At 66.8% G+C, this 19,632-nt stretch carries 14 protein-coding genes; 12 read left to right on the plus strand and 2 right to left on the minus strand.

What is annotated here, in order from left to right:
* Positions 1–139: 139 nt before the first annotated feature.
* Together ACNQVK_RS16495 and ACNQVK_RS16500 are read right to left on the minus strand one after the other, a co-directional pair.
* Positions 140–2,992 carry an RND family transporter gene (locus tag ACNQVK_RS16495; RefSeq protein WP_418030373.1) on the minus strand — a complete coding sequence of 951 codons (2,853 nt, stop codon included), beginning with the start codon at positions 2,990–2,992 and terminating at the stop codon, positions 140–142.
* A 140-nt stretch (positions 2,993–3,132) separates the two neighbouring features.
* The gene (locus tag ACNQVK_RS16500) at positions 3,133–5,067 is read right to left on the minus strand and encodes an ABC transporter ATP-binding protein/permease (protein ID WP_418030374.1); all 1,935 of its coding nucleotides are present in this window, start codon (positions 5,065–5,067) and stop codon (positions 3,133–3,135) included.
* 303 nt (positions 5,068–5,370) lie between these two features.
* Between ACNQVK_RS16500 and ACNQVK_RS16505 the strand changes: the two genes are divergently transcribed.
* From ACNQVK_RS16505 to ACNQVK_RS16560, 12 genes are all read left to right on the plus strand, one after another.
* Positions 5,371–6,831: an APC family permease gene (locus ACNQVK_RS16505; RefSeq protein ID WP_418030375.1), complete on the plus strand. Its 1,461-nt coding sequence runs from the start codon at positions 5,371–5,373 to the stop codon at positions 6,829–6,831.
* Positions 6,828–7,529 (plus strand): SDR family NAD(P)-dependent oxidoreductase, encoded by a 702-nt coding sequence (locus ACNQVK_RS16510; RefSeq protein WP_418030376.1) that lies wholly within the window; start codon positions 6,828–6,830, stop codon positions 7,527–7,529. The genes ACNQVK_RS16505 and ACNQVK_RS16510 overlap by 4 nt, the downstream gene beginning before the upstream one ends.
* A gap of 2 nt (positions 7,530–7,531) precedes the next feature.
* On the plus strand, positions 7,532–8,233 hold the full coding sequence (locus tag ACNQVK_RS16515; protein ID WP_418030377.1) for an SDR family NAD(P)-dependent oxidoreductase: 702 nt from the start codon (positions 7,532–7,534) through the stop codon (positions 8,231–8,233).
* A gap of 11 nt (positions 8,234–8,244) precedes the next feature.
* On the plus strand, positions 8,245–9,219 hold the full coding sequence (gene speB, locus ACNQVK_RS16520; RefSeq protein ID WP_418030378.1) for an agmatinase: 975 nt from the start codon (positions 8,245–8,247) through the stop codon (positions 9,217–9,219).
* The gene (locus ACNQVK_RS16525; protein WP_418030379.1) at positions 9,216–10,103 is read left to right on the plus strand and encodes a polysaccharide deacetylase family protein; all 888 of its coding nucleotides are present in this window, start codon (positions 9,216–9,218) and stop codon (positions 10,101–10,103) included. The genes speB and ACNQVK_RS16525 overlap by 4 nt, the downstream gene beginning before the upstream one ends.
* A gap of 12 nt (positions 10,104–10,115) precedes the next feature.
* Complete coding sequence (locus ACNQVK_RS16530; RefSeq protein ID WP_418030380.1) at positions 10,116–11,174, plus strand: Rieske 2Fe-2S domain-containing protein; 1,059 nt, start codon at positions 10,116–10,118, stop codon at positions 11,172–11,174.
* Positions 11,175–11,187: 13 nt separating this feature from the next.
* Positions 11,188–12,129, plus strand: coding sequence for a PDR/VanB family oxidoreductase (locus ACNQVK_RS16535; protein ID WP_418030381.1), 942 nt, complete (start codon positions 11,188–11,190; stop codon positions 12,127–12,129).
* 93 nt (positions 12,130–12,222) lie between these two features.
* Complete coding sequence (locus ACNQVK_RS16540; RefSeq protein ID WP_418030382.1) at positions 12,223–13,404, plus strand: PucR family transcriptional regulator; 1,182 nt, start codon at positions 12,223–12,225, stop codon at positions 13,402–13,404.
* Positions 13,405–13,624: 220 nt separating this feature from the next.
* Positions 13,625–13,849, plus strand: a complete 225-nt coding sequence (locus ACNQVK_RS16545) for a zinc ribbon domain-containing protein (RefSeq protein WP_409550697.1) — start codon at positions 13,625–13,627, stop codon at positions 13,847–13,849.
* A 27-nt stretch (positions 13,850–13,876) separates the two neighbouring features.
* Positions 13,877–15,133 carry a formamidase gene (gene fmdA / locus ACNQVK_RS16550; protein WP_418030383.1) on the plus strand — a complete coding sequence of 419 codons (1,257 nt, stop codon included), beginning with the start codon at positions 13,877–13,879 and terminating at the stop codon, positions 15,131–15,133.
* A gap of 114 nt (positions 15,134–15,247) precedes the next feature.
* The gene (locus ACNQVK_RS16555; RefSeq protein WP_418030384.1) at positions 15,248–16,849 is read left to right on the plus strand and encodes a serine/threonine-protein kinase; all 1,602 of its coding nucleotides are present in this window, start codon (positions 15,248–15,250) and stop codon (positions 16,847–16,849) included.
* 111 nt (positions 16,850–16,960) lie between these two features.
* A complete protein-coding gene (locus ACNQVK_RS16560) occupies positions 16,961–19,582 on the plus strand; it encodes a hypothetical protein (protein ID WP_418030385.1) in 2,622 nt (873 codons plus the stop codon).
* Positions 19,583–19,632: the final 50 nt, after the last annotated feature.

A 19,632-nucleotide genomic window follows, 5' to 3' on the forward strand; every position in this document is an offset into this window, starting at 1 on the left:
GAATCGATGCTCGTCGACCGGCGCGATCCTCACCAGAGCCATTCGGCGATCTGTGGATAACCCCTATGCGGCGGATCGCTGCTCGATACTGACTGCAATCCGCCGCAGTGACGGCTCGGCGTCAATTGTCAGTCGCCGGCTAGGCGTTCGACCGTTCCCGTTCCATCGCCCGCGCGACCACGCCGCGCGCCGGCCGCTCGCGCACCAGCTGTGGCCACCAGAACCAGCGGCCCATCAACGCCGCGATGGACGGTGTCATGAACGACCGGATCACCAGCGTGTCGAACAGCAGACCCAGCCCGATCGTGGAACCGACCTGGGCGACCACGATCATCTCGCTGACCACCATCGCCATCATGGTGAAGGCGAACACCAGACCGGCCGCGGTCACCACGGACCCGCTGCCGCCCATGGCCCTGATGATGCCGGTGTTGATACCGGCGGGCAGTTCCTCTTTGAGTCGTGCCACCAACAGCAGGTTGTAGTCGGCGCCGACGGCCAGCAGCACGATCACCGCCATCGCCATCACCATGAAGTGCAGTTCGATCCCGATCAGGTGTTGCCACACCAGGACCGACAAACCGAATGACGTTCCCAGCGATATCAGCACCGTGCCGACGATCACGGCGGCCGCCACCAGGCTGCGGGTGATGATCAGCATGATGATGAAGATCAGGCACAGCGCCGAGATCCCGGCGATCAGCAGGTCGTAGTTGTTGCCCTCCTGCATGTCCTTGAACGCCGAGGCGGTACCGCCCATGTAGATCTTGGAACCCTGCCAGGGTGTGCCCTTCATGGCTTCCTTGGCGGCCTGCTTGATGCCGTCGATGATGCCGATGCCTTCCGGCGTCAGCGGATCACCATCGTGAGAGATGATGAAACGCACGGCTTTTCCGTCCGGAGAGATGAAGCTCTTCATGCCGCGCTTGAAATCGGCGTTGTTGAAGGTCTCCGGTGGAAGATAGAACGTGTCGTCGTTCTTCGAGTCGTTGAATGCCGTACCCATGGCGGTCTGGTTGTCCTGCATCTCCGCCATCTGATCCTGCAGACCCTTCTGGGTCTGATACATGGTCAGCATCATCGTCTTCATGGTCCGCATGGTCTCGATCTGCGGCTGCATCATCGTCGCCATCTGCGGCATCAGTTCGTCGAGCCGATGCATGTCGGGCATCAGTTCCTGGATGCTGTCGGTCAGCGCATCGACACCGTCGAGGCCGTCGAACACCGAACGCATCGACCAGCACACCGGGATGTTGGCGCAGTGCGGTTCCCAGTACAGGTAGTTGCGCAGCGGACGCAGGAAGTCGTCGAAATCGGAGATGTGGTCCCGCAATTCGGCGACGTCGACCACCATCTGGTCCATCTTGCCGACCATGTTGTGAGTGATGCCGCTCATCTCCTGCATCAACGCGATCATCTGATCCATCGTGTTGATGGTCTTCTGCATCTCGTCGGCCTGCAGCAGCATGTCATCGGCGCGGTCCAACATGTACTTGCGGTTCATCGTCTGCATGACCCCACCCATACTCATCTGGGCGGGAATGGTGCTGAACTCCAGCGGCTCACCCTGCGGGCGGGTGATGGCCTGCACGCTGCCGACCCCCTGCACCTCGAAAACCCGCTTGGCGATGCGGTCGATCACCAGGAAGTCCGCCGAATTGCGGACGTCGTGGTCGGTTTCGATGAGCAGCAACTCGGGGTTCATCTTGGCCGCCGAGAAATGCCGGTCCGCCGCGGCGAACCCCTCCTGTGCCGGCAGATCGGTCGGCAGGTAGTTGCGATCGTTGTAGTTGGTCCGGTAGCCCGGCAGCGTGAGCAGGCCGACCAGCGAGAGGAGGATGGTGCCCAGCAAAACCGGTCCCGGCCAGCGCACCACGAAGGCCCCGAGTCGCCGCCAGAAGCGGATGCGCATGGCGCGCTTGGGCTCGAGTACCTTGCCGAACCGGCTGGCCACCGTGATCACCGCCGGACCCAGCGTCAGCGCCGCCAACACCGTGACCGTCATGCCGACGGCCATCGGGATGCCGAGAGTCTGGAAATACGGCAGCCGGGTGAAGTGCAGACACAGCGTCGCGCCGGCGATCGTCATACCGGAGCCGAGCACCACGTGCGCCGTGCCGTGGAACATCGTGTAGTAAGCCTGTTCGCGGTCCTCGCCCACGCTTCGGGCTTCCTGATATCTGCCGATCAGGAAGATCGCGTAGTCGGTGGCCGCGGCGATCGCGAGTGTGACCAGGAGCTGCGTCGCGAAGGTCGAAAGGCCGATCAATTCGTGATAGCCCAGGAACGCCACCACGGCGCGGGCCGCCGAGAGCTCGATCACCACCATCGCCAGCACCAGGATCACCGTGATGATCGACCGGTAGACGAGCATCAGCATCGTGATGATGACGACGAAGGTGACGCCTTCGATGATCTTGACGCTGCGGTCGCCGGAGATCTGCTGGTCGGCGGCCAGGGCGGTTGGCCCGGTGACGTAAACCTTGAGACCCGGGGGTGGGGTCAGCCCCGCGATCAGCTTCTGGACGGCCTCCACCGATTCGTTGGCCAGCGCCTCACCCATGTTGCCGGCCAGGTAGACCTGCACGTAGGTGGCTTTGCCGTCGTTGCTCTGCGCGCCGGCCTCGGTCAGCGGGTCACCCCAGAAGTCCTGGACGTGCTCGACGTGCTCCTTGTCGACTTCCAGCTTGTCGACCATGTCGTTGTAGAACCGGTGGGCGTCGTCGTCGAGCTTGTCCTCGGCCTCCAGCACGATCATCGCGGAGCTGTCGGAGTGGAACTCGTCGAACACCGTGCCGACGCGCTTCATCGCGATCACCGAGGGTGCGTCGCTGGGACTCATCGACACCGAGCGCATCTGGCCCACCACCTCCAGCGGAGGGACGGTGGCGCTCAGGTATGCGAGCAGTGCGATCCAGCCGACAATCACCGGAATGGCGAATCGACGGATCCATCGAGCAACCCCCGTGTGGGGGGCTCTGGAATCGGCCATCAGGAACCCTTGGTGGTCGGTGAGGGGAGCACGATGCAACGGTCGGGCATTGTGCGAAGGCTTACCTTACTACGTGGTGTCGTGCCACCGTCCTACCAGACGCGGGACAGGGGTGGGCTGCCAGCGTGCCTCAGCAGGCATTACACGCCGACCGGTTCGGTCTCGTCGACGGGACCGAGCCGCCACTGTCCCTCGCCGAGCAGTTCCAGGTGCGTGTTGTGGTGCCGGTGCACCGTGGAGCGGTGGGTGACGCTCACCAAGACGGTGTCGGGCAGTTCGCGCCGGATCAGGCTGTAGATCATGAACTCGAGCGGCTCGTCGAGCGCCGAGGTCGCCTCGTCGAGGAACACCACCTTCGGCTTGGTCAGTAGCACCCGGGCGAACGCGACGCGTTGCTGCTCGCCGGGCGAGAGCACCTTGGCCCAGTCGCCGTCCTCGTCGAGCCGGCCGACATAGCGCGGCAGCGCGACCGCGAGGAGGGCATCCTGCAACGCCTTGTCGGGCAGCTCCCCGGGCTGGTGCGGGTAGGACACCACGGTCCGCAGATCGCCCAACGGAACGTAGGGAACCTGCGACAGATACAGCGTCTCGTTGTCCCCCTGCGGGCATTGCACCGTGCCGGAGGCATATGGCCACAGCTGGGCGATGCTGCGCAACAGGGTGGTCTTGCCGGTACCCGACTTGCCGGTGATGATCATCGCCTCGCCGGCTGCCAGTGACAGGCTGAGGTCGTCGATCAACTGCTCGCCGGCCGGGTTGCGCACCTCGACGTCACCGAGCTCGACCAGGCTGGTGGAGCCCTCGGCGAGCTCTGCGACTTCCAGCTGTGGCAGCTCGCGGCTCTGTTGGTCGGCGGTGACCAGGCCGTGCAGGCGGATGATCGAGGCGCGGTAACCCGCGAAAGTGTCATAGGAATTGCGGAAGAACGACAACGCGTCCTGGATCGCGCCGAAGGCGGCCACGGACTGATTGACCGTGCCGAGCTGGATCTGGCCGCTGAACAACCGCGGGGCCTGCAGCGCCCAGGGCAGCGGGATGATGATGTGGCTCATCGACAGGTTCCACCCGGTGAACACCATGGTCCGGTTGACGAAGTGTTTGTAGTTGGCGACCACCGCGGCGAAACGTTCGCGTAGCTGCGATCGTTCGACCTTCTCTCCGCGGTACAGCGCGACCGACTCGGCGGCATCGCGCAGGCGCACCAGTGCGTAGCGGAACGCCGCGTTGAACTTCTCGTTGTTGAACGACAGCCGGATCAGCGGGCGGCCGAGGGCAAAGGCGATGACGGTGGCGAAGGCGACATAGACGAACACCGACCAGAACATCGCGCGAGGAATCTGGAGCCCGAGGACGCTGAGGTCACCCGAGAGGTTCCACAGGATCGAGGTGAACGAGACGACCGAGACGACCGACGAGATGGCGCCGAACGGCAGAGTGCCGTTGCTGGTCTGGTGCGGGGTGTTGGGCTGCGGCCCCGACAGCGCGGTGAACACGTCGATGTCGGACTGGATGCGCTGATCGGGGTTGTCGATGGTCTGATCGATGAACCGGGACCGGTAGTAGGCGCGGCCGTCGAGCCAGTCCCCGGTGAGCCGGTCGGTCAGCCAGGTGCGCCAGGCCAGCATGAAGCGCTGGGTCATGAACAGGTCCACCAGCACCCGGGTGACCAGGATGGCGGCCAGCACCGAGAAGATGAGCAGAGCGATCCAGAAGCCGCGGATCCCGGAGTCTCTGACCGCCTCGTTGCCGGTGGCCAGGCCCTGCACCGCGACCTGTGCCGCCGAGTACAGGTCATTGCTCTGGTAGCTGAACAACACCGCCAGCCGCACACCGATGATCACCGACAGCAACATCGCGGCCAGTGTCAGCCACGGCTTGAGGCTGTGGCGCCCGGTGAAGTACGCGCCGGTGACGGTCCAGAACTGCCTGCCCCAGGTGGTGAACCGGGCGAGCAGGATCAGTACCGCCAGGGTGCACACCGCCGTGATGGTCCAGGCCTGCGCCAGCCACCACAGGGAGTGCAGTAGCTCCGAACTCCAGTCGATCGAGGGCGAGAACGGTTTGACGTCATTCACCGGGATCCCTCCTGAGCTGCCGACGGACCTGCCGGCCGGATTTCCAGAGGCGCCTGCGTGGAAGCTACCGCAGCCGGTCGGTCCGGTCTCAGTGCAACACCGAGAGCGCGCTCACCAATCTCCAACGCACCCACGTGAAGTCCACAAGACCGGAATGTTTCGGCGCCGGTGTGGCCGCTGTACGTCTCTACAGTCCGTGACCGCGCGACTGTAGGGCCAACCCGGGATTGCCGCATTGGGATGCCGCGCGCCCGAGCCCATGTCCATACTTCGTTGTCTTGGTGGCGGCGAAAGGTGGTACATATGGCGTCTGGCAGCCAAATAGATTCTGCGCCAGTGGAATTGAAGCGCGAGTTCTCGCTGTGGTCGGCGTTCGCCTTCGCGTTCGCGTTCATCTCTCCCATCGTTGCGATGTACGGGATCTACGGTCTGTCGCTGTCGACCGCAGGCCCCGGATTCTGGTGGACGTTCGTCATCGTCGGGACGGGCCAGTTCATCGTCGCCATGGCCTTCGCCGAACTGGTGTCGCGATGGCCGTTCGAAGGTTCCATCTATCAGTGGACCAAGCGCCTGGCCGGGGAAGTGGCCGGCTGGTTCGCCGGCTGGGTGTACATGTGGGCCCTGGTGATCATCATGGCCACCGTCGCCTACGCCGGGGCCGGATTCCTGGCCCAGCTCATCGGCATCGAGAGCCCCAGCGCCGTCCAGCAGAGCACCATCGCGCTGCTCATCCTGCTCGCCGGCACCGGAGCCAACATTCTGGGCCGCGGGCTGCTGAAGGCGCTGATGGTCGGCAGCATCATCGCCGAGATCGTGGCCTCCGTCGGACTGGGTACCTACCTGCTGCTGTTCCACCGGCATCACGGATTCGACGCCGTGCTGCACGGTATCGACCTGAACAGCGGTTGGACCTGGGCTTACGCATCGGGCCCGTTCCTGGCCGCGCTGGCCTTCACCGGTTGGTCGATCCTCGGCTTCGAGAGTGCCGGTGCGATCGCCGAGGAAGTCAAGGAGCCCCGGCGCAATGTGCCCAAGGCCATGCTGTTCTCGATCGCCTTCATCGCCCTGGTGATCGCGTACGCGTCGCTCGCCGTGACCCTGGCGGTGCCCGACTTCGACAAGGTCACCTCGGGTGAGGTTTCCGACCCGGTGACCTACGTGCTCGGCAGCGCACTGGGTGATGCCGCGGTCAAGCCGATCCTGTTCGCCTTCGTGATCGGTTTCCTGGCAAGCTTTCTGGCCCTGCAGGCGTCGGCGTCGCGGGTGATCTGGTCCTTCGCGCGTGACGAGGTGTTGCCCGCGTCGCGGATCCTGGTGAAGCTGTCCAAGGCCGAGGCTCAGCCGATCTACGCGATCGTCGTCACCACCATCATCGGTGCCTTCGTCTACCTCATCTCGGCCACCGACGTGTATTCGGTGCTGGTCACCTTCACCGCGGGCGGTTACTACCTGGCCTTCCTGTTCCCGCTGCTGACCGGGCTGGTCGCCCGGCTGCGAGGCAAATGGGAGCCCGGGCCGTGGAACCTCGGCCGGTGGGGCACCCCGGTGGCGGTGCTGGCGGTGCTGTGGGTGGGCTTCGAGTTCACGAACATCGTCTGGCCCCGCACCGTGTCCGACTCCTGGTACATCAACTGGGCGTTCTTCGTGGCGATGGGCGTGATCCTGGCACTGGGCAGCGTCATCGTGAAGGCCCGAAAGGTGGGGCAGCCCAAGGCCGGTGACCCCGCCGCTGTGGCACCGGAACTGACCAAGGAGCCGGTGTGAACGCCGACAGGCCCGTGGCCGTGGTAACCGGTGCCGGCAGCGGCATCGGGGCAGCGATCGCGGCGCTGCTGCAGGACCGGGGTTGGGCCGTCGCGTCCATCTCGCGGGAACCCGCGCCCGACACCGACCTGTGGCTGGTCGCCGACGTCGCCGACGAAGCCGCCGTAGACGAGGCGATCACCCAGGTGCGCAAGGCCTTCGGCCGGATCGACGCCGCGGTCATCTGCGCCGGGCACTACGCGGAGACCCCGGCCCTGGAGATCGATCAGCCGGCCTGGGAGCGGATGCTGCGCGTGCACGTGGGCGGTCTGGCGCACGTGTGCCGGGCCGTGTTGCCCGACATGCGCAGGCAGGGCAGCGGACGCATCGTCGGCATCGCCTCGGAGCGGGCCATCGGCGGGGGCAGCAATGACGCTCACTACGCCGCGGCCAAAGGGGCGGCGCTGAGCCTGCTGCGCAGTATCGCCGTGGAGGTCGCCGCAGACGGGGTCCGGGTCAACGCCGTGGCACCCGGGCCATGCGACACCCCGCTGCTGGAAGCCGAATCATGGGAACGCGCCGAGGAATTCGTCTCGACGCTGCCGGCCCGGCGCATCGCGCTGCCCACCGAGGTCGCCGAACTGGTCCGCGGCCTGCTGGAGGAGGACCTGTTCCTGTGCGGAGAAGTCTTGTCGGTCAACAGCGGAACGGTGATCTGACCATGACCCCAATCGATCGGGTGTTCATCACGGGTGTCGATACCAGGCTGGGTGCCGCGGTGCGTGATCATTTCGCCGGACAAGGTGCACTCACGGTGGGAACGGTCAGCGCGGAACGTGATCCGGGACCGGGCGAGGAGTTGACGCTGACCGCGAACCCGGCGGACCGGGCCGAGGTGGGCCACGTGGTGGCCAAGGCCGCCGCACACATGGGTGGAATCGATGTACTGGTCGTGGCGCACGGCCTGCCTGTGGTGGCGCCGCTCGCCGATCAGCCGATGGCCGAATTCTGGGCGCATGTCGACGCCACTCTGACCGGCAGCTTCCTGTACGCGCAGGCCGCAGCGGATCACATGCGGCACAGCGGGACCGGCGGACGCATCGTGTTGACCACCTCGCGCTGGCATGTCGGCGGCGCCGGCCTCGCAGCGGTCGCCACGGCGGCCGGCGGGATCGTCGCGCTGACCAAATCGCTGACCCGTGACTTCGGTGGCTTCGGGGTCGGAGTGAACGCCGTCGCTCTCGGTGCGCTGGATTCGGAATGGTCGGTCTGTGACGGCGCCGGCGGGCAGCCGCCGGGCGGGCGGACCGGCACCGTGGAGCAGGCTGCCGCGGTGATCGGACTGTTGAGCCGGCGTCAACTCGGTGCGGCCGTGGGACAGATCGTCAATGTCGATGGCGGGTTGTCCCGAAATCGTGTCTAGGAAGGCAATCAATGAACCAACCAATACCCGGGGACAACGCCCGCGGCGCGATCGTGGGCCCGGCGGACCCCCAGGTGCAGCCGCGCTACGCGGGGTGGACGACCTTCGCCCGGCTGCCCCGCCTGTCCGATGTGGCACGGGCCGACGTCGTGGTGGTGGGCGTACCGTTCGACAGCGCTGTGACCTACCGGCCCGGAGCCCGGTTCGGCCCCAACGCGATTCGTCAAGGGTCCCGCCTCATCCGTGGCTACAACCCCGAACTCGACATCAAACCGTTCGAGGTCTGCCAGTTCGCCGATGCCGGCGACATCGCGTGCAACCCGTTCGACATCGGCGAGGCGGTCGACCAGATCGCGGCGCAGCTGACCGAACTTCAGGCCGAGGGGACGCGCGCGGTGATCCTCGGCGGTGATCACTCGGTGGCGCTGCCGTCGTTGCGCGCGGTCCACGCGGTGCACGGCCCGGTGGCGCTGGTGCATTTCGATGCGCACCTGGACACCTGGGACAGCTATTACGGGGCCGACATCACCCACGGCTCACCGTTCCGGCGAGCCTTCGAGGAAGGCCTGTTGCTCGATCGCAGCCTGCACGTCGGGGTGCGCGGATCCATCTATGACAAGCAGGATCTGGTCGAGGACGCGAACTTCGGCTTCTCGGTGATCACCTGCAAGCAGATCGATGCGCTCGGAACCGACGGCATCATCCAGCGCATCCACGAGCGGGTGGCAGACGCGCCGGTGTACGTCTCGGTCGACATCGACGTGCTCGACCCGGCGCACGCGCCGGGCACCGGCACGCCCGAGGCCGGCGGCATGACCAGCCGTGAACTGCTCGAGATCGTGCGCGGGCTGGACAGCGTGAACCTGGTCGGCGTCGACGTGGTGGAAGTGTCACCGGCCTACGACCATGCCGAGATCACCGCGATCGCCGCCGCCAACGTCACCTGGGAATTCCTGTCCGTATTCGGAAGAAAGGCTCGATCATGACCCCCTTGACCCCTGCCGGGCCGGTGTCCTGGCCGGAGGGAAAGCGTTGCGCCGTCGCATTCACCTTCGACGTGGATGCCGAATCTCCGCTGTTGACCACCGATCCGGCGTTCGCCGACCGCATGGGCGCGATGTCGCACCAGGCCTACGGCCCGCTGGTCGGGGTTCCCCGCCTGCTATCCATACTCGACGAATTACAGGTTCCGGCAACGTTCTTCGTACCCGGCTACACCGCGCACCGGCACCCCGAGCCGATCCGGTCGATCGCGGCGGCCGGGCACGAGATCGCCCACCACGGCTACCTGCACGAGTCGCTGGTCGGCGTCGACGAGCAGACCGAGCGCGAGATCCTGGACCGCGGGTTGCGGGCGCTGCAGGAGGTGGTCGGGGTCACGCCGGTCGGCTATCGCGCGCCGATGTGGGAGATGAACTGGCACACACCGAAACTGCTCGCCGAGTTCGGCTTCCTCTACGACTCCACGCTGATGGATTCCGATCATCCGTACGAGCTGGCCGTCGATGACCGGTCCGCGCTGGTGGAACTCCCGGTGAGCTGGGCGCTGGACGATTGGCAGCAGTACTGCTTCGTTCCCGATTTCTCCGGGACCGGCCTGATCGAGACGCCGGCCAAGGCCATCGAGTTGTGGCGCGCCGAACTCGACGCGATGCGTGATGTCGGCGGTGCCTGGATCCTGACCAACCACCCGTTCCTCAGCGGACGTCCGGGCCGCGCGGCGGCGTTGCGTGAGTTCATCGCCGAAGTGTGTGCCATGGACGACGTCTGGGTCGCGGGCATGGCCGAGATCGCCGGATACGTCCGCGAACAGGCGTTGACGCCGCGCACCCTGACCCGCCCCGAGCTGAACATCCCCGCCGAACCTTAAGGAGAATTCTCAATGAAACGCGAAGCGCTCACCCCGGAAAAGCTGCGCGAGGCATACCAGCACGTGTGGTTCGTGGTGGCCCGGTCCCAGGACATCGACACCCCGCAGTCGGCCACCCTGCTCGACCACAACCTGGTGGTGTTCCGTGATTCCACCGGTGCGGCCCGGGTAACCGACCGGCGCTGTATCCACCGGGGCGGCAACTTGTCCGACGGCAGGGTCGTCGGCGACAGCATCGCCTGCCCGTACCACGGATGGCGGTTCGACGGGCAGAGCGGGCAGTGCAGCCACATCCCGTCTCTGGCCGAGGGACAACGGATTCCGCCGAAGGCGGAGATCAAGTCCTATCCGGTGATCGAGCGATTCGAACACGTCTGGACGTGCCTGGGCGACCCGGTGTTCGACTTGCCGCATCCGCCTGAGATCGGGGGCCTGGAGCTGGAGTGGCGTGCGGCGGAGCCCATTCACGCCGACTGCGGATTCATGGTGGCCACCGAGAACTTCCGGGACATGGCGCATTTCCCGTTCGTGCACGCACCGTCGATGGGCGAGGTGAACCCGGTGGTGGACGAGCTCGCCGTCAAGCGTGACGGCCGTGAGGTGTGGGCGTCCTACTTCTACCCGGGGGTGCCCGATTCGGACTTCTCCGATGTAGGCGATGCCTGGATGCACTACCACTCGTACGCGCCGGGAATCGCGACCATCCTGTACGACTTCGGCGAGCCGCTCGGCAAGCGGTATCTGGTGGACTTCCCGTCGCCGGTCAGCTACGACAAGTGCATCATCTTCTGGGGTGTGGCCACCGACAAGGATTTCCGCGGCGGAACGGTCGACGAGATCCTGGAGATCGAGACGAAGGTCTTCAACGAGGACACCCCGGTACTCGAAGGTCTTGAACCCAAGGAGGTTCCGCTTGCCGGGCAGGCGTTCGAGGTGTCGGCGCCGGCCGACATCTACACGCTGAACTACCGGCGCGCCACCCAGCATGCGGTGCAGACGATTCAGCAGGAGCGGGACCTCATCGCGGCGCAGACCGAGGTTCCCGCCGAAAACGGCCACGCCCGCGTCTGAGCCGACACCAGGTATGAGACTTCACGTCATTCAACTGCGGCTGGAAGCCACCGAGGTGATCTCGGTGGTGCTCGCCAGCCCCACCGGCGACCGGCTGCCCGGATGGACAGCCGGTGCGCACATCCCCATCACATTGCCGTCCGGACGTGTCCGGCAGTACTCGCTGTGCGGTCCGCGCGACGATCCGTACCGGTACACCATTGCGGTGCTGCGGGTCGCCGACGGCCGCGGCGGCTCCCGAGAGGTGCACGAGATGCTGCGCATCGGCGACGTGGTAGAGGTCGGGGTGCCCCAGAACGCCTTTGCGCTGAGCCCGGCGCAGCGGTACGTCTTCATCGCCGGCGGTATCGGAATCACCCCGATCGCGGCGATGATCGATGAGCTTCGCAGCGCCCCGGCCGGTCCCGAGTTCACCCTGATCTACGGGGGCCGCAGCCGGGCCGCCATGGCCTTCGCCGACCGCCTGGCCGGCATCGACGGAGTGTCGCTGATTCCGCAGGACGAGATGGGGTTGCCCGACCTCGCCCGGGTCTTCGCCGACAGTCCGGCCGGGACCCATGTCTACTGCTGCGGCCCGGCGCCCATGCTGACCGCCGTCGCCGACCTCAGCGCCGGCTACCCGGATGTCGAGCTCCATGTCGAGCGGTTCGCCGGTGCGACCGCGGCGCCCACCGCAGGGTTCGGTGACGGCGCCTTCGAGGTGGAGCTGGCCCGCACCGGTGCCACTGTGGTGGTCCCGCCGAACAAGAGCGTGCTGGAGGCAGTTCTCGACGCGGCACCCGACACCGCGTTCTCCTGTACGAGTGGATTCTGCGGAACGTGTGAGACCAAGGTGCTCGCCGGCGAGGTCGACCACCGCGACGATCTGCTGACCGAGGCCGAGCGCGGGGCCAACACCTCGATGATGATCTGCGTATCCCGTTCTCTCGGTGGGAAGATCACGCTCGACCTGTGAGAACACGTTCATGGCTCTAAACTCCGCAGCCATGAACGTCCCCGCAGAAGTGTTCCGATGTCCGTCGATGACCCGCTAGCGGACGAAGGCTGTATGACCGTAGAGGTGACGCCGCACGACGGCACCGTCCTGCTCAGGGAACTGCTGGCCCAGCCGACCCTGCACGTCGACACCCTGACACCGATCCGCGATCTCGACCGGCCGATCCGCTACGTGTACCCCACCGAACTCGTCGACCCGTCGCAGTATCTGTCGGGGGAGGAGCTGATCCTCAGCATCGGGGTGCCCGTAGCCGATCAGCCGGACGACTCGATCCGGCGCTACGTCGAGACCCTGAGCCGGCGGCGGGTCACCGCGCTGCTGGTGGGGCTGGGGGATCTGTTCGACGAACCGCCTGCCGCACTGGTGCGGGCCTGCCTCGACCTGGACCTTCCGCTGCTGGCCCAGCATGCCGCGGTGCCTTTTCGGCGGATCGTGGACTGGGCGGATTCCATGCGGATCGCCGATCGCGAGGTCGGAACCCGCGAACGCGACCTGGGGTCGATACTGCGCTGGTTCGTGGCCGGAACCCTGGGCGTCGGTCCGGTCGAAACCGCGCTCGCCGAGTGTGGCCTTGCCGGGACCCCGGTCGCGGTATGTGCGTTCACCACCGATGTCCACACCCGGGTGCACGAGCTCGTGGACCGGCACCTCGGCACGGTCGCGGTGCTCGATGACCGCATCGTCGCGCTGTGTGCCCAGACCGAGCAGTTCGCCGCCGAACTGGCGGCCTCCGATCTGGTGTGCGGTGTGGCCATCGCCCCGGATCCACAGTCCATGGTGTACGCGATCCCGGAGGCGCTCGAAGCGTTGCGCGAAGGGATTCGCTGGCGGCGCTCGGTGCACATCGAGGAGATCGCCACACTGGACGGACTGCTGGCGGCGGTGCCGAAAGTTCGGCTCGTGCCCTTCGTCCACCGGCTCCTGGTGCCGTTGGTCGACCACGACAAGCTGAACAACGGCTACCTGGTTTCGTCCCTGGAGGCCTTCCTGGCGCCGGGCAACGACATCTCGACGGCCGCGGGCCAGTTGTACGTGCACGTCAACACATTGCGCAACCGGTTGGCCAAGATCGCCGAGCTCACCGGTGCCAACCCCCTCGATGAAACCGACCGGACCAATTTCCGGATCGCGCTGTGGGCGGCCCGGAACATGGGCATGGGGGTCGCCGATGCGGCTAAGCCGGTGCACGACAAGGTGGTTCAGCTCGCGCGGGCGTCGCAGAACCGGCCGTGATCCCACCTCGGCACCAGCGGGTTCGATGGCCGAACTGTAGAGATCTACAGCCTGATTGAGCTGCGGTGTTTTGTTGTCCAACTGCCCTGCCGAGCCGCACGTTGGTCGGTAGTGTGACGTTTGTCGACAGAGCAGCTCCCGGCAACGTTAAGGAAACCTGTTGGTTCTCTACGAATTTCGGTGTGCGTCAGGTTGCGGCGTCACGAAAGAGATGTACTCGATGAGCGCTCGTCCGGACGTGATCGACTGCCCGGACTGCCGGGGGCCGGCACGCAGGACCATCGCGGCGCCGAACCTGGGCCGCGGCCGCTCGACCGCCATGGCGCTGCAGGACACCACACGAGCGTCGGCCGACCGTCCCGCCGTGGTGGCCGGACCGCCGCGGGGCGGCCGTCGGCAGAAAGTCACCACGAACCCGCTCCATCAGAAGTTGCCCCGTCCCTGAAGTCCTGAAGTCTGCGAAGGAGGATCAATGCCCGACGTCGTATTCCCGCTCGACTCGACCAAGAAGTTCACCGATCAGGAGAAGCTGGGCCACAACCGGTGGCACCCCGACATCCCGGCCGCGGTGACGGTCAAGCAGGGCGACTCGTTCCGGGTGCACTGTCGCGAATGGTTCGACGGTGCCATCGTCAACGACGACTCGGCCGACGACATCCTCAACGCACCGCTGACGACGGTGCACGTGCTCTCCGGCCCCATCGCCGTCGAGGGCGCCAAGCCGGGCGATCTGCTCATTGTCGACATCCTCGACGTCGGCCCCATCCCGCAGGAGGATTCCGGGCCGCTGGCCGGCCAGGGCTGGGGCTACACCGGCATCTTCCCCAAGCTCAACGGTGGCGGCTTCCTCACCGATCAGTTCCCCGACGCCTACAAGGCGATCTGGGACTTCTCCGGGCAAAAGGCCACCTCACGACACGTACCGCACGTGGAGTTCACCGGCATCGTGCACCCCGGGCTGATGGGGACCGCGCCCTCGACCGGGCTGCTGGCGAAGTGGAACACCCGCGAGGCCGCACTGATCGCGACCGACCCCGATCGGGTACCGCCGCTGGCCCTGCCGCCCGAACCGCGCGACGCGATCCTCGGCGGACTGACCGGGGACGCCTTTACCAAGGCCGCCGCCGAGGCGGCCCGCACCGCGCCGCCGCGCGAGAACGGCGGCAACCAGGACATCAAGAACCTGACCAAGGGCAGCCGGGTGTTCTACCCGGTGTTCGTCGACGGGGCGAACCTCTCTGTCGGCGACCTGCACTTCTCCCAGGGCGACGGCGAGATCACCTTCTGCGGCGCCATCGAGATGGGCGGCTTCATCGACCTGCGCGTCGACGTCATCCCGGGCGGCATGGAGACCTACGGTGTGAGCGAGAACGCCATATTCATGCCCGGCAACACCGATCCGCAGTACTCCGAGTGGCTGGCCTTCTCCGGCACCTCGGTCACCCTTGACGGTGAACAGCGTTACCTGGACTCGCACCTGTCCTACCAGCGGGCCTGCCTGCACGCGATCGATTACCTGACCAAGTTCGGCTACAGCCCCGAACAGGCCTACCTGCTGCTCGGGGCCGCACCGATCGAGGGCCGGCTGTCCGGTGTCGTCGACATCCCGAATGCCTGTGCGACGGTGTACATCCCGACGGCCATCTTCGATTTCCCGGTCGCACCGTCGACCGGCGGCCCCGTGCAGATCGACCCGGGTATGGGGGCTCCGCACTCGTCGTTCAACTGACACTTCCGGGCACCGCTCGCGGCGGGCCGGGCCGCGGTCGAACTATCCTCGTCACCGAGACGACCGCTGCCCGCCCCGATCCGAGGGCTTGGTGCAACCGGAAAGGATCACGCAATGACCCCGCCCCCTGGTGCCTCGCGCCTCGGCACCCGGTTCGGACCCTACGAGCTGAAATCGCTGATCGGTGTCGGTGGAATGGGCGAGGTGTACCGCGCCTACGACACGGTCAAGGAACGCATGGTGGCGGTCAAACTGCTGCGCACCGAGATCGCGGCAGACGCGAGCTTCCAGGAGCGGTTCCGCCGTGAGTCCCGGGTGGCGGCGCGGCTGCAGGAACCGCACGTGATCCCGGTGCACGATTTCGGCGAGATCGACGGTGTGCTGTACATCGACATGCGGCTGGTCGAGGGCGCCAGCGTCAAGGAGCTGCTGCGGACCAACGGCCCCCTGTCCCCGGAGCGGGCCACCGCGATCGTCACGCAGGTGGCCGCGGCGCTGGACGCCGCCCATGCCGACGGTCTGGTGCACCGCGACATCAAGCCCGAGAACGTCCTGCTCACGCCCGACGACTTCGCCTATCTGGTGGACTTCGGCATCGCCCACGTCGGGGGCGAGGCCAGCGTCACGATGACGGGCGTGCTGATCGGGTCGAGCGCCTACATGGCACCGGAGCGGTTCTCCGGCGGCCCGGTCGGACCGGCCGCCGATGTGTACGCCCTGACCTGCCTGCTCTACGAGATGCTGATCGGCCGGCCACCGTACGAGACGGGCGACCTGCGCCAGCTGATGAGCGCCCACATGTTCTCCCCGGCACCCCGGCCGAGCATCATGCGCCGCGGTATCCCGCGCGCATTCGACGACGTCGTGGCCAAGGGAATGGCCAAGGATGCCGTCGACCGCTATCCCAGCGCCGGTGAACTGGCCAGGGCGGCCCGCGACGCGGCCGGTTCCGGTGCGGCTCCCGCACCGCCCCCGCCGCTGCTGCCGCCCACTCCGGCACCCGCACCCGCCCCGCCCCGGCTCACTCCGCAGCCGCAGCCGCAACCGCAACCCCAACCGCATACGCAACTGCAGTCGCCTTCGCCGGGCACCCGTGAGTTCTCGTCGATCTACCCCAACCCGAACCACACCGGCTACACGCCGTACCCACCGCCACCGCCCCCGCCGCAGGCACCGCAGGCGCCGGCGCGCAAGCCGCGGTTCAGCCGGGCCCAGCTCACCTTGATCCTGGTGTCGGTGGGCCTGTTCGGGATCGCTGCTGTGTTGGCTGCAGTCCTGGCCGGCGGCGGCGACGGCGCCTCCACCCATGAGACGTTGACCGCGCCGACCCCGCCGAGTGCGACATCCGAGGCGCCGACGACCACCACGACCGCGACAGGGTCGGCGACGGCCAACGTGAGCGGCACCGACGACCAGGGCTTCGTCGACCACACTGCGAGGTGCCCCGCGGGCAGCACCCCGGCCGCCGTGATCCGGACCGCGTCCTCACTGGCGGTGATCTGCCAGACCGGCTCCGACAGCTTCTCCTACCGTGGTGAGCGGCTCAGCGACGGCGCCAACCTCCAGATCCCCACCGCCGAACGGTCCGGCAACGGCTTCGTGGCCGTCAACCCCGCCGACGGTGCGCGCTATGAGGTGGGACCCGACGGTCTCACCATCAGCAGCTACGGCAAGGTCGATTCGTCGGAACCGCCACTGGAGTACGGCGAGCGCTGAAAAGCGGCGTTTGACGCCGGGATTCGAGTAGCGCGCTACTCTACCGACCGCGGCCGCCCCCCTGAACGATTGTGCAGGTCAGCAATCACACGGGCGAAGGGGTTCGCGCACATGGCAACTCGTACCTTCCACGGAGTCGTCACCACACCTTCCGGAACTCCGTTAGGTGGATGGGTCGATGTCGACGTCAGCGACAACGGCGACTACCACGTGAAGTTCCATATGCACAGCAGCAGTATCCTCGGCGACTTCGATTTCAATCTGCGCGCCTACCTGACGGCCCCCGGATTCCCGACGATGGCGTTCATCAAGAGCGGACACGTCTCCGGCGTCGACAGCTGGAATCACGAGGAGAGCGGTCACAGCCCGCTGCTGGCGCTCTACTGGTCCAAACTGGACAACCAGGCCACCTACGGCGTCGCCAAGGAATACAAGTGGGGCGGTGTCGTCGGCACGCTCACCGAACTGGTGGGCGACATCCTCGATGTGGCTGCCGGTGCCGTGGGCGGTGCGCTGGGCGTGGTGATCGGAGCCACCCGCGAGGCGATCGACTGGATGGGCGCCACCCTGGGGCCGGGCGGAACGCTCGGGGTCATCGGGGGAGTCGTCGTGTTCGCGGTGTCGGCCGTGGCGGGTGCGGGGATCGGAACCGCACTCATCCTCGGCGTGGTGGCGGGGGTGGCAATCGGCGCCGTCACGAACGCGCTGATCAAGTACCGGCCGCTCAACTCCACCGAAATCGCCTTTGCCCGACAAGTGTTCGGCAACTCACTGCCGTACCACGACGTGATCATCACCAATCTCGCCGGGCTCGGCGATCGCGCCTTCACCGCTCCGGGCGTCGACGGCAAGACGTATCTCAACATCGGGCGGGCCTACGACAATCCGCTGGGTACCGGTGGCGATGGCTATCCCCGGCCGGGTCAGCTGCTCATTCACGAACTCACCCACGCGTGGCAGATCGCGCATACCGGATCGCTGCCGGGCCTGATGTGCAGCGGCATGGTCAATCAGGCGAATTTCATCCTGGGCGACAACGTGTATCAGTACGGCCCGCCAGGGCGGGCCTGGTCAGAGTTCAATGCCGAACAACAGGGTGCGATCGTCGATCAGTGGTTCGGCGGAACCGGACCCAGCTCCCGGTACAAGGAGGCCGACCAGGAGAACCCGTACTACCGCTACATCTGGAACGACGTCATCACCCATCTGCCGCCCGACGAAGCCCGGGCCAACCTCCGCGCCACCGCGTCCTCGGCGCTGAATGTGGTTTCGCGGGAGCCGCTCAGCCTGGAATTGTTCTGGGCGAACACCAGCAAGGCGATCGGATCGCAGTGGTGGACCGGTGCGGCGGGAGACAGCTGGGGCGACCATGCTCCGATCGATGTCGTGGCGCGCGGAGCGGTCGCGCCCGGCGCGGCGGTCACTACGGTCGCCCGCACGCCGGGCAATCTCGATGTGTTCTGGGTCGCGGCCGACGGATCCGTCATGACGCAGTGGTGGGCGGCGGCACCCGACGGTGGATGGACCGAGCACGGTGGCGCGTTCCCGATCGCGCCGGCCGGCTCGGCGAGTCCCGGAGCGCCGATCGCGGCGGTCGCGCGGACCGCCGACAACCTCGACGTGTTCTGGGTGCGGCCCGACGGCGCCGTCGCCAGCCAATGGTGGGCGGCCGCGCCCGGAGCGGGTTGGGCTGACCACGGCGCGTTCAACATCGCGCCGCCCGGCTCGGCGGAGAAGGGTTCGGCGGTCGCCGTCGTGGCGCGCATGCCCGATCATCTCGATGTGTTCTGGGTGACCAGAGACGGTGGGGTCGGATCGAATTGGTGGACTGCGGCCCCCGGAACGAGCTGGGCCGATCACGGGTCGTTCAGGCTCGCGCCCGCCGGATCCGCGCGGCCCGGGTCAGCGCTGACCGTCGTGGCCCGGACGCCGGACAACCTCGACGTGTTCTGGGTGACCCCCGACGGCGCGGTCGCCTCCAACTGGTGGTTCGGCGCCCCGGGGGCAAGCTGGGCGGACCACGGCTGGTTCACCATCACGGCGCCGGGGACGGTGGCGGCCGGTGGCGGCATCACCGCAACCTCTCGCACCCCGAACAATCTGGATGTGTTCTGGGTCGCGCCCGACGGATCCATCGGCACACAGTGGTGGCATGCGGCGGTCGGACACAGCTGGGCTGACCACGCCCCGTTCGCGATTGCCCCCGCCGGGTCGGCGGCGCCCGGGTCGGCGCTCGCCTCCGTCGGACGGCTTCCGTCGCACTTGGACGTGTTCTGGGTGCGGCCCGACGGCGCGATCGGGACCCAGTGGTGGGATGCCGCACCGGACCAGGGGTGGAACCATCAACCGTTCGCGGTGACACCTCCTGGGGTCGCGGCCGTTCCGCCTGCAGGTCCGGCCCCGGAAGCGGTGGTGGACCGCCTGGACGCGCTGGGCGTGGATTTCAGCGTGCCGGGTGGCGACCTGGCCGACTGGCTGCAGAACCCCGAGTTCACCCCGTATCCGGCGATCTCGGAGGCCCTGCAGAAACTGTTGAGCGGCAAGCATCTTCGCAAACCGGTGTACCTCGACGTGATCGTCTTCAACTACGAGTCGACGCCGGGTGTGCCGTCGCCGCGCCGGGTGCAGGACGTTCGGGTGCCGGTACTGGAAGCCGCAGTGGTCCAAGGCCACAACGTTCGTTACGACGAGGCGGTCACCAAGTTCGCCGATCTGCTCGTGCCCGCGGTGTGACCCGACGTAGCCGGCTGCCTCAATCACGAACGGGCGTTTGTGAATTGGGG

It is taken from the genome of Mycobacterium sp. 134 (assembly GCF_048282715.1).
In the GTDB taxonomy this organism is placed as follows: domain Bacteria; phylum Actinomycetota; class Actinomycetes; order Mycobacteriales; family Mycobacteriaceae; genus Mycobacterium; species Mycobacterium septicum.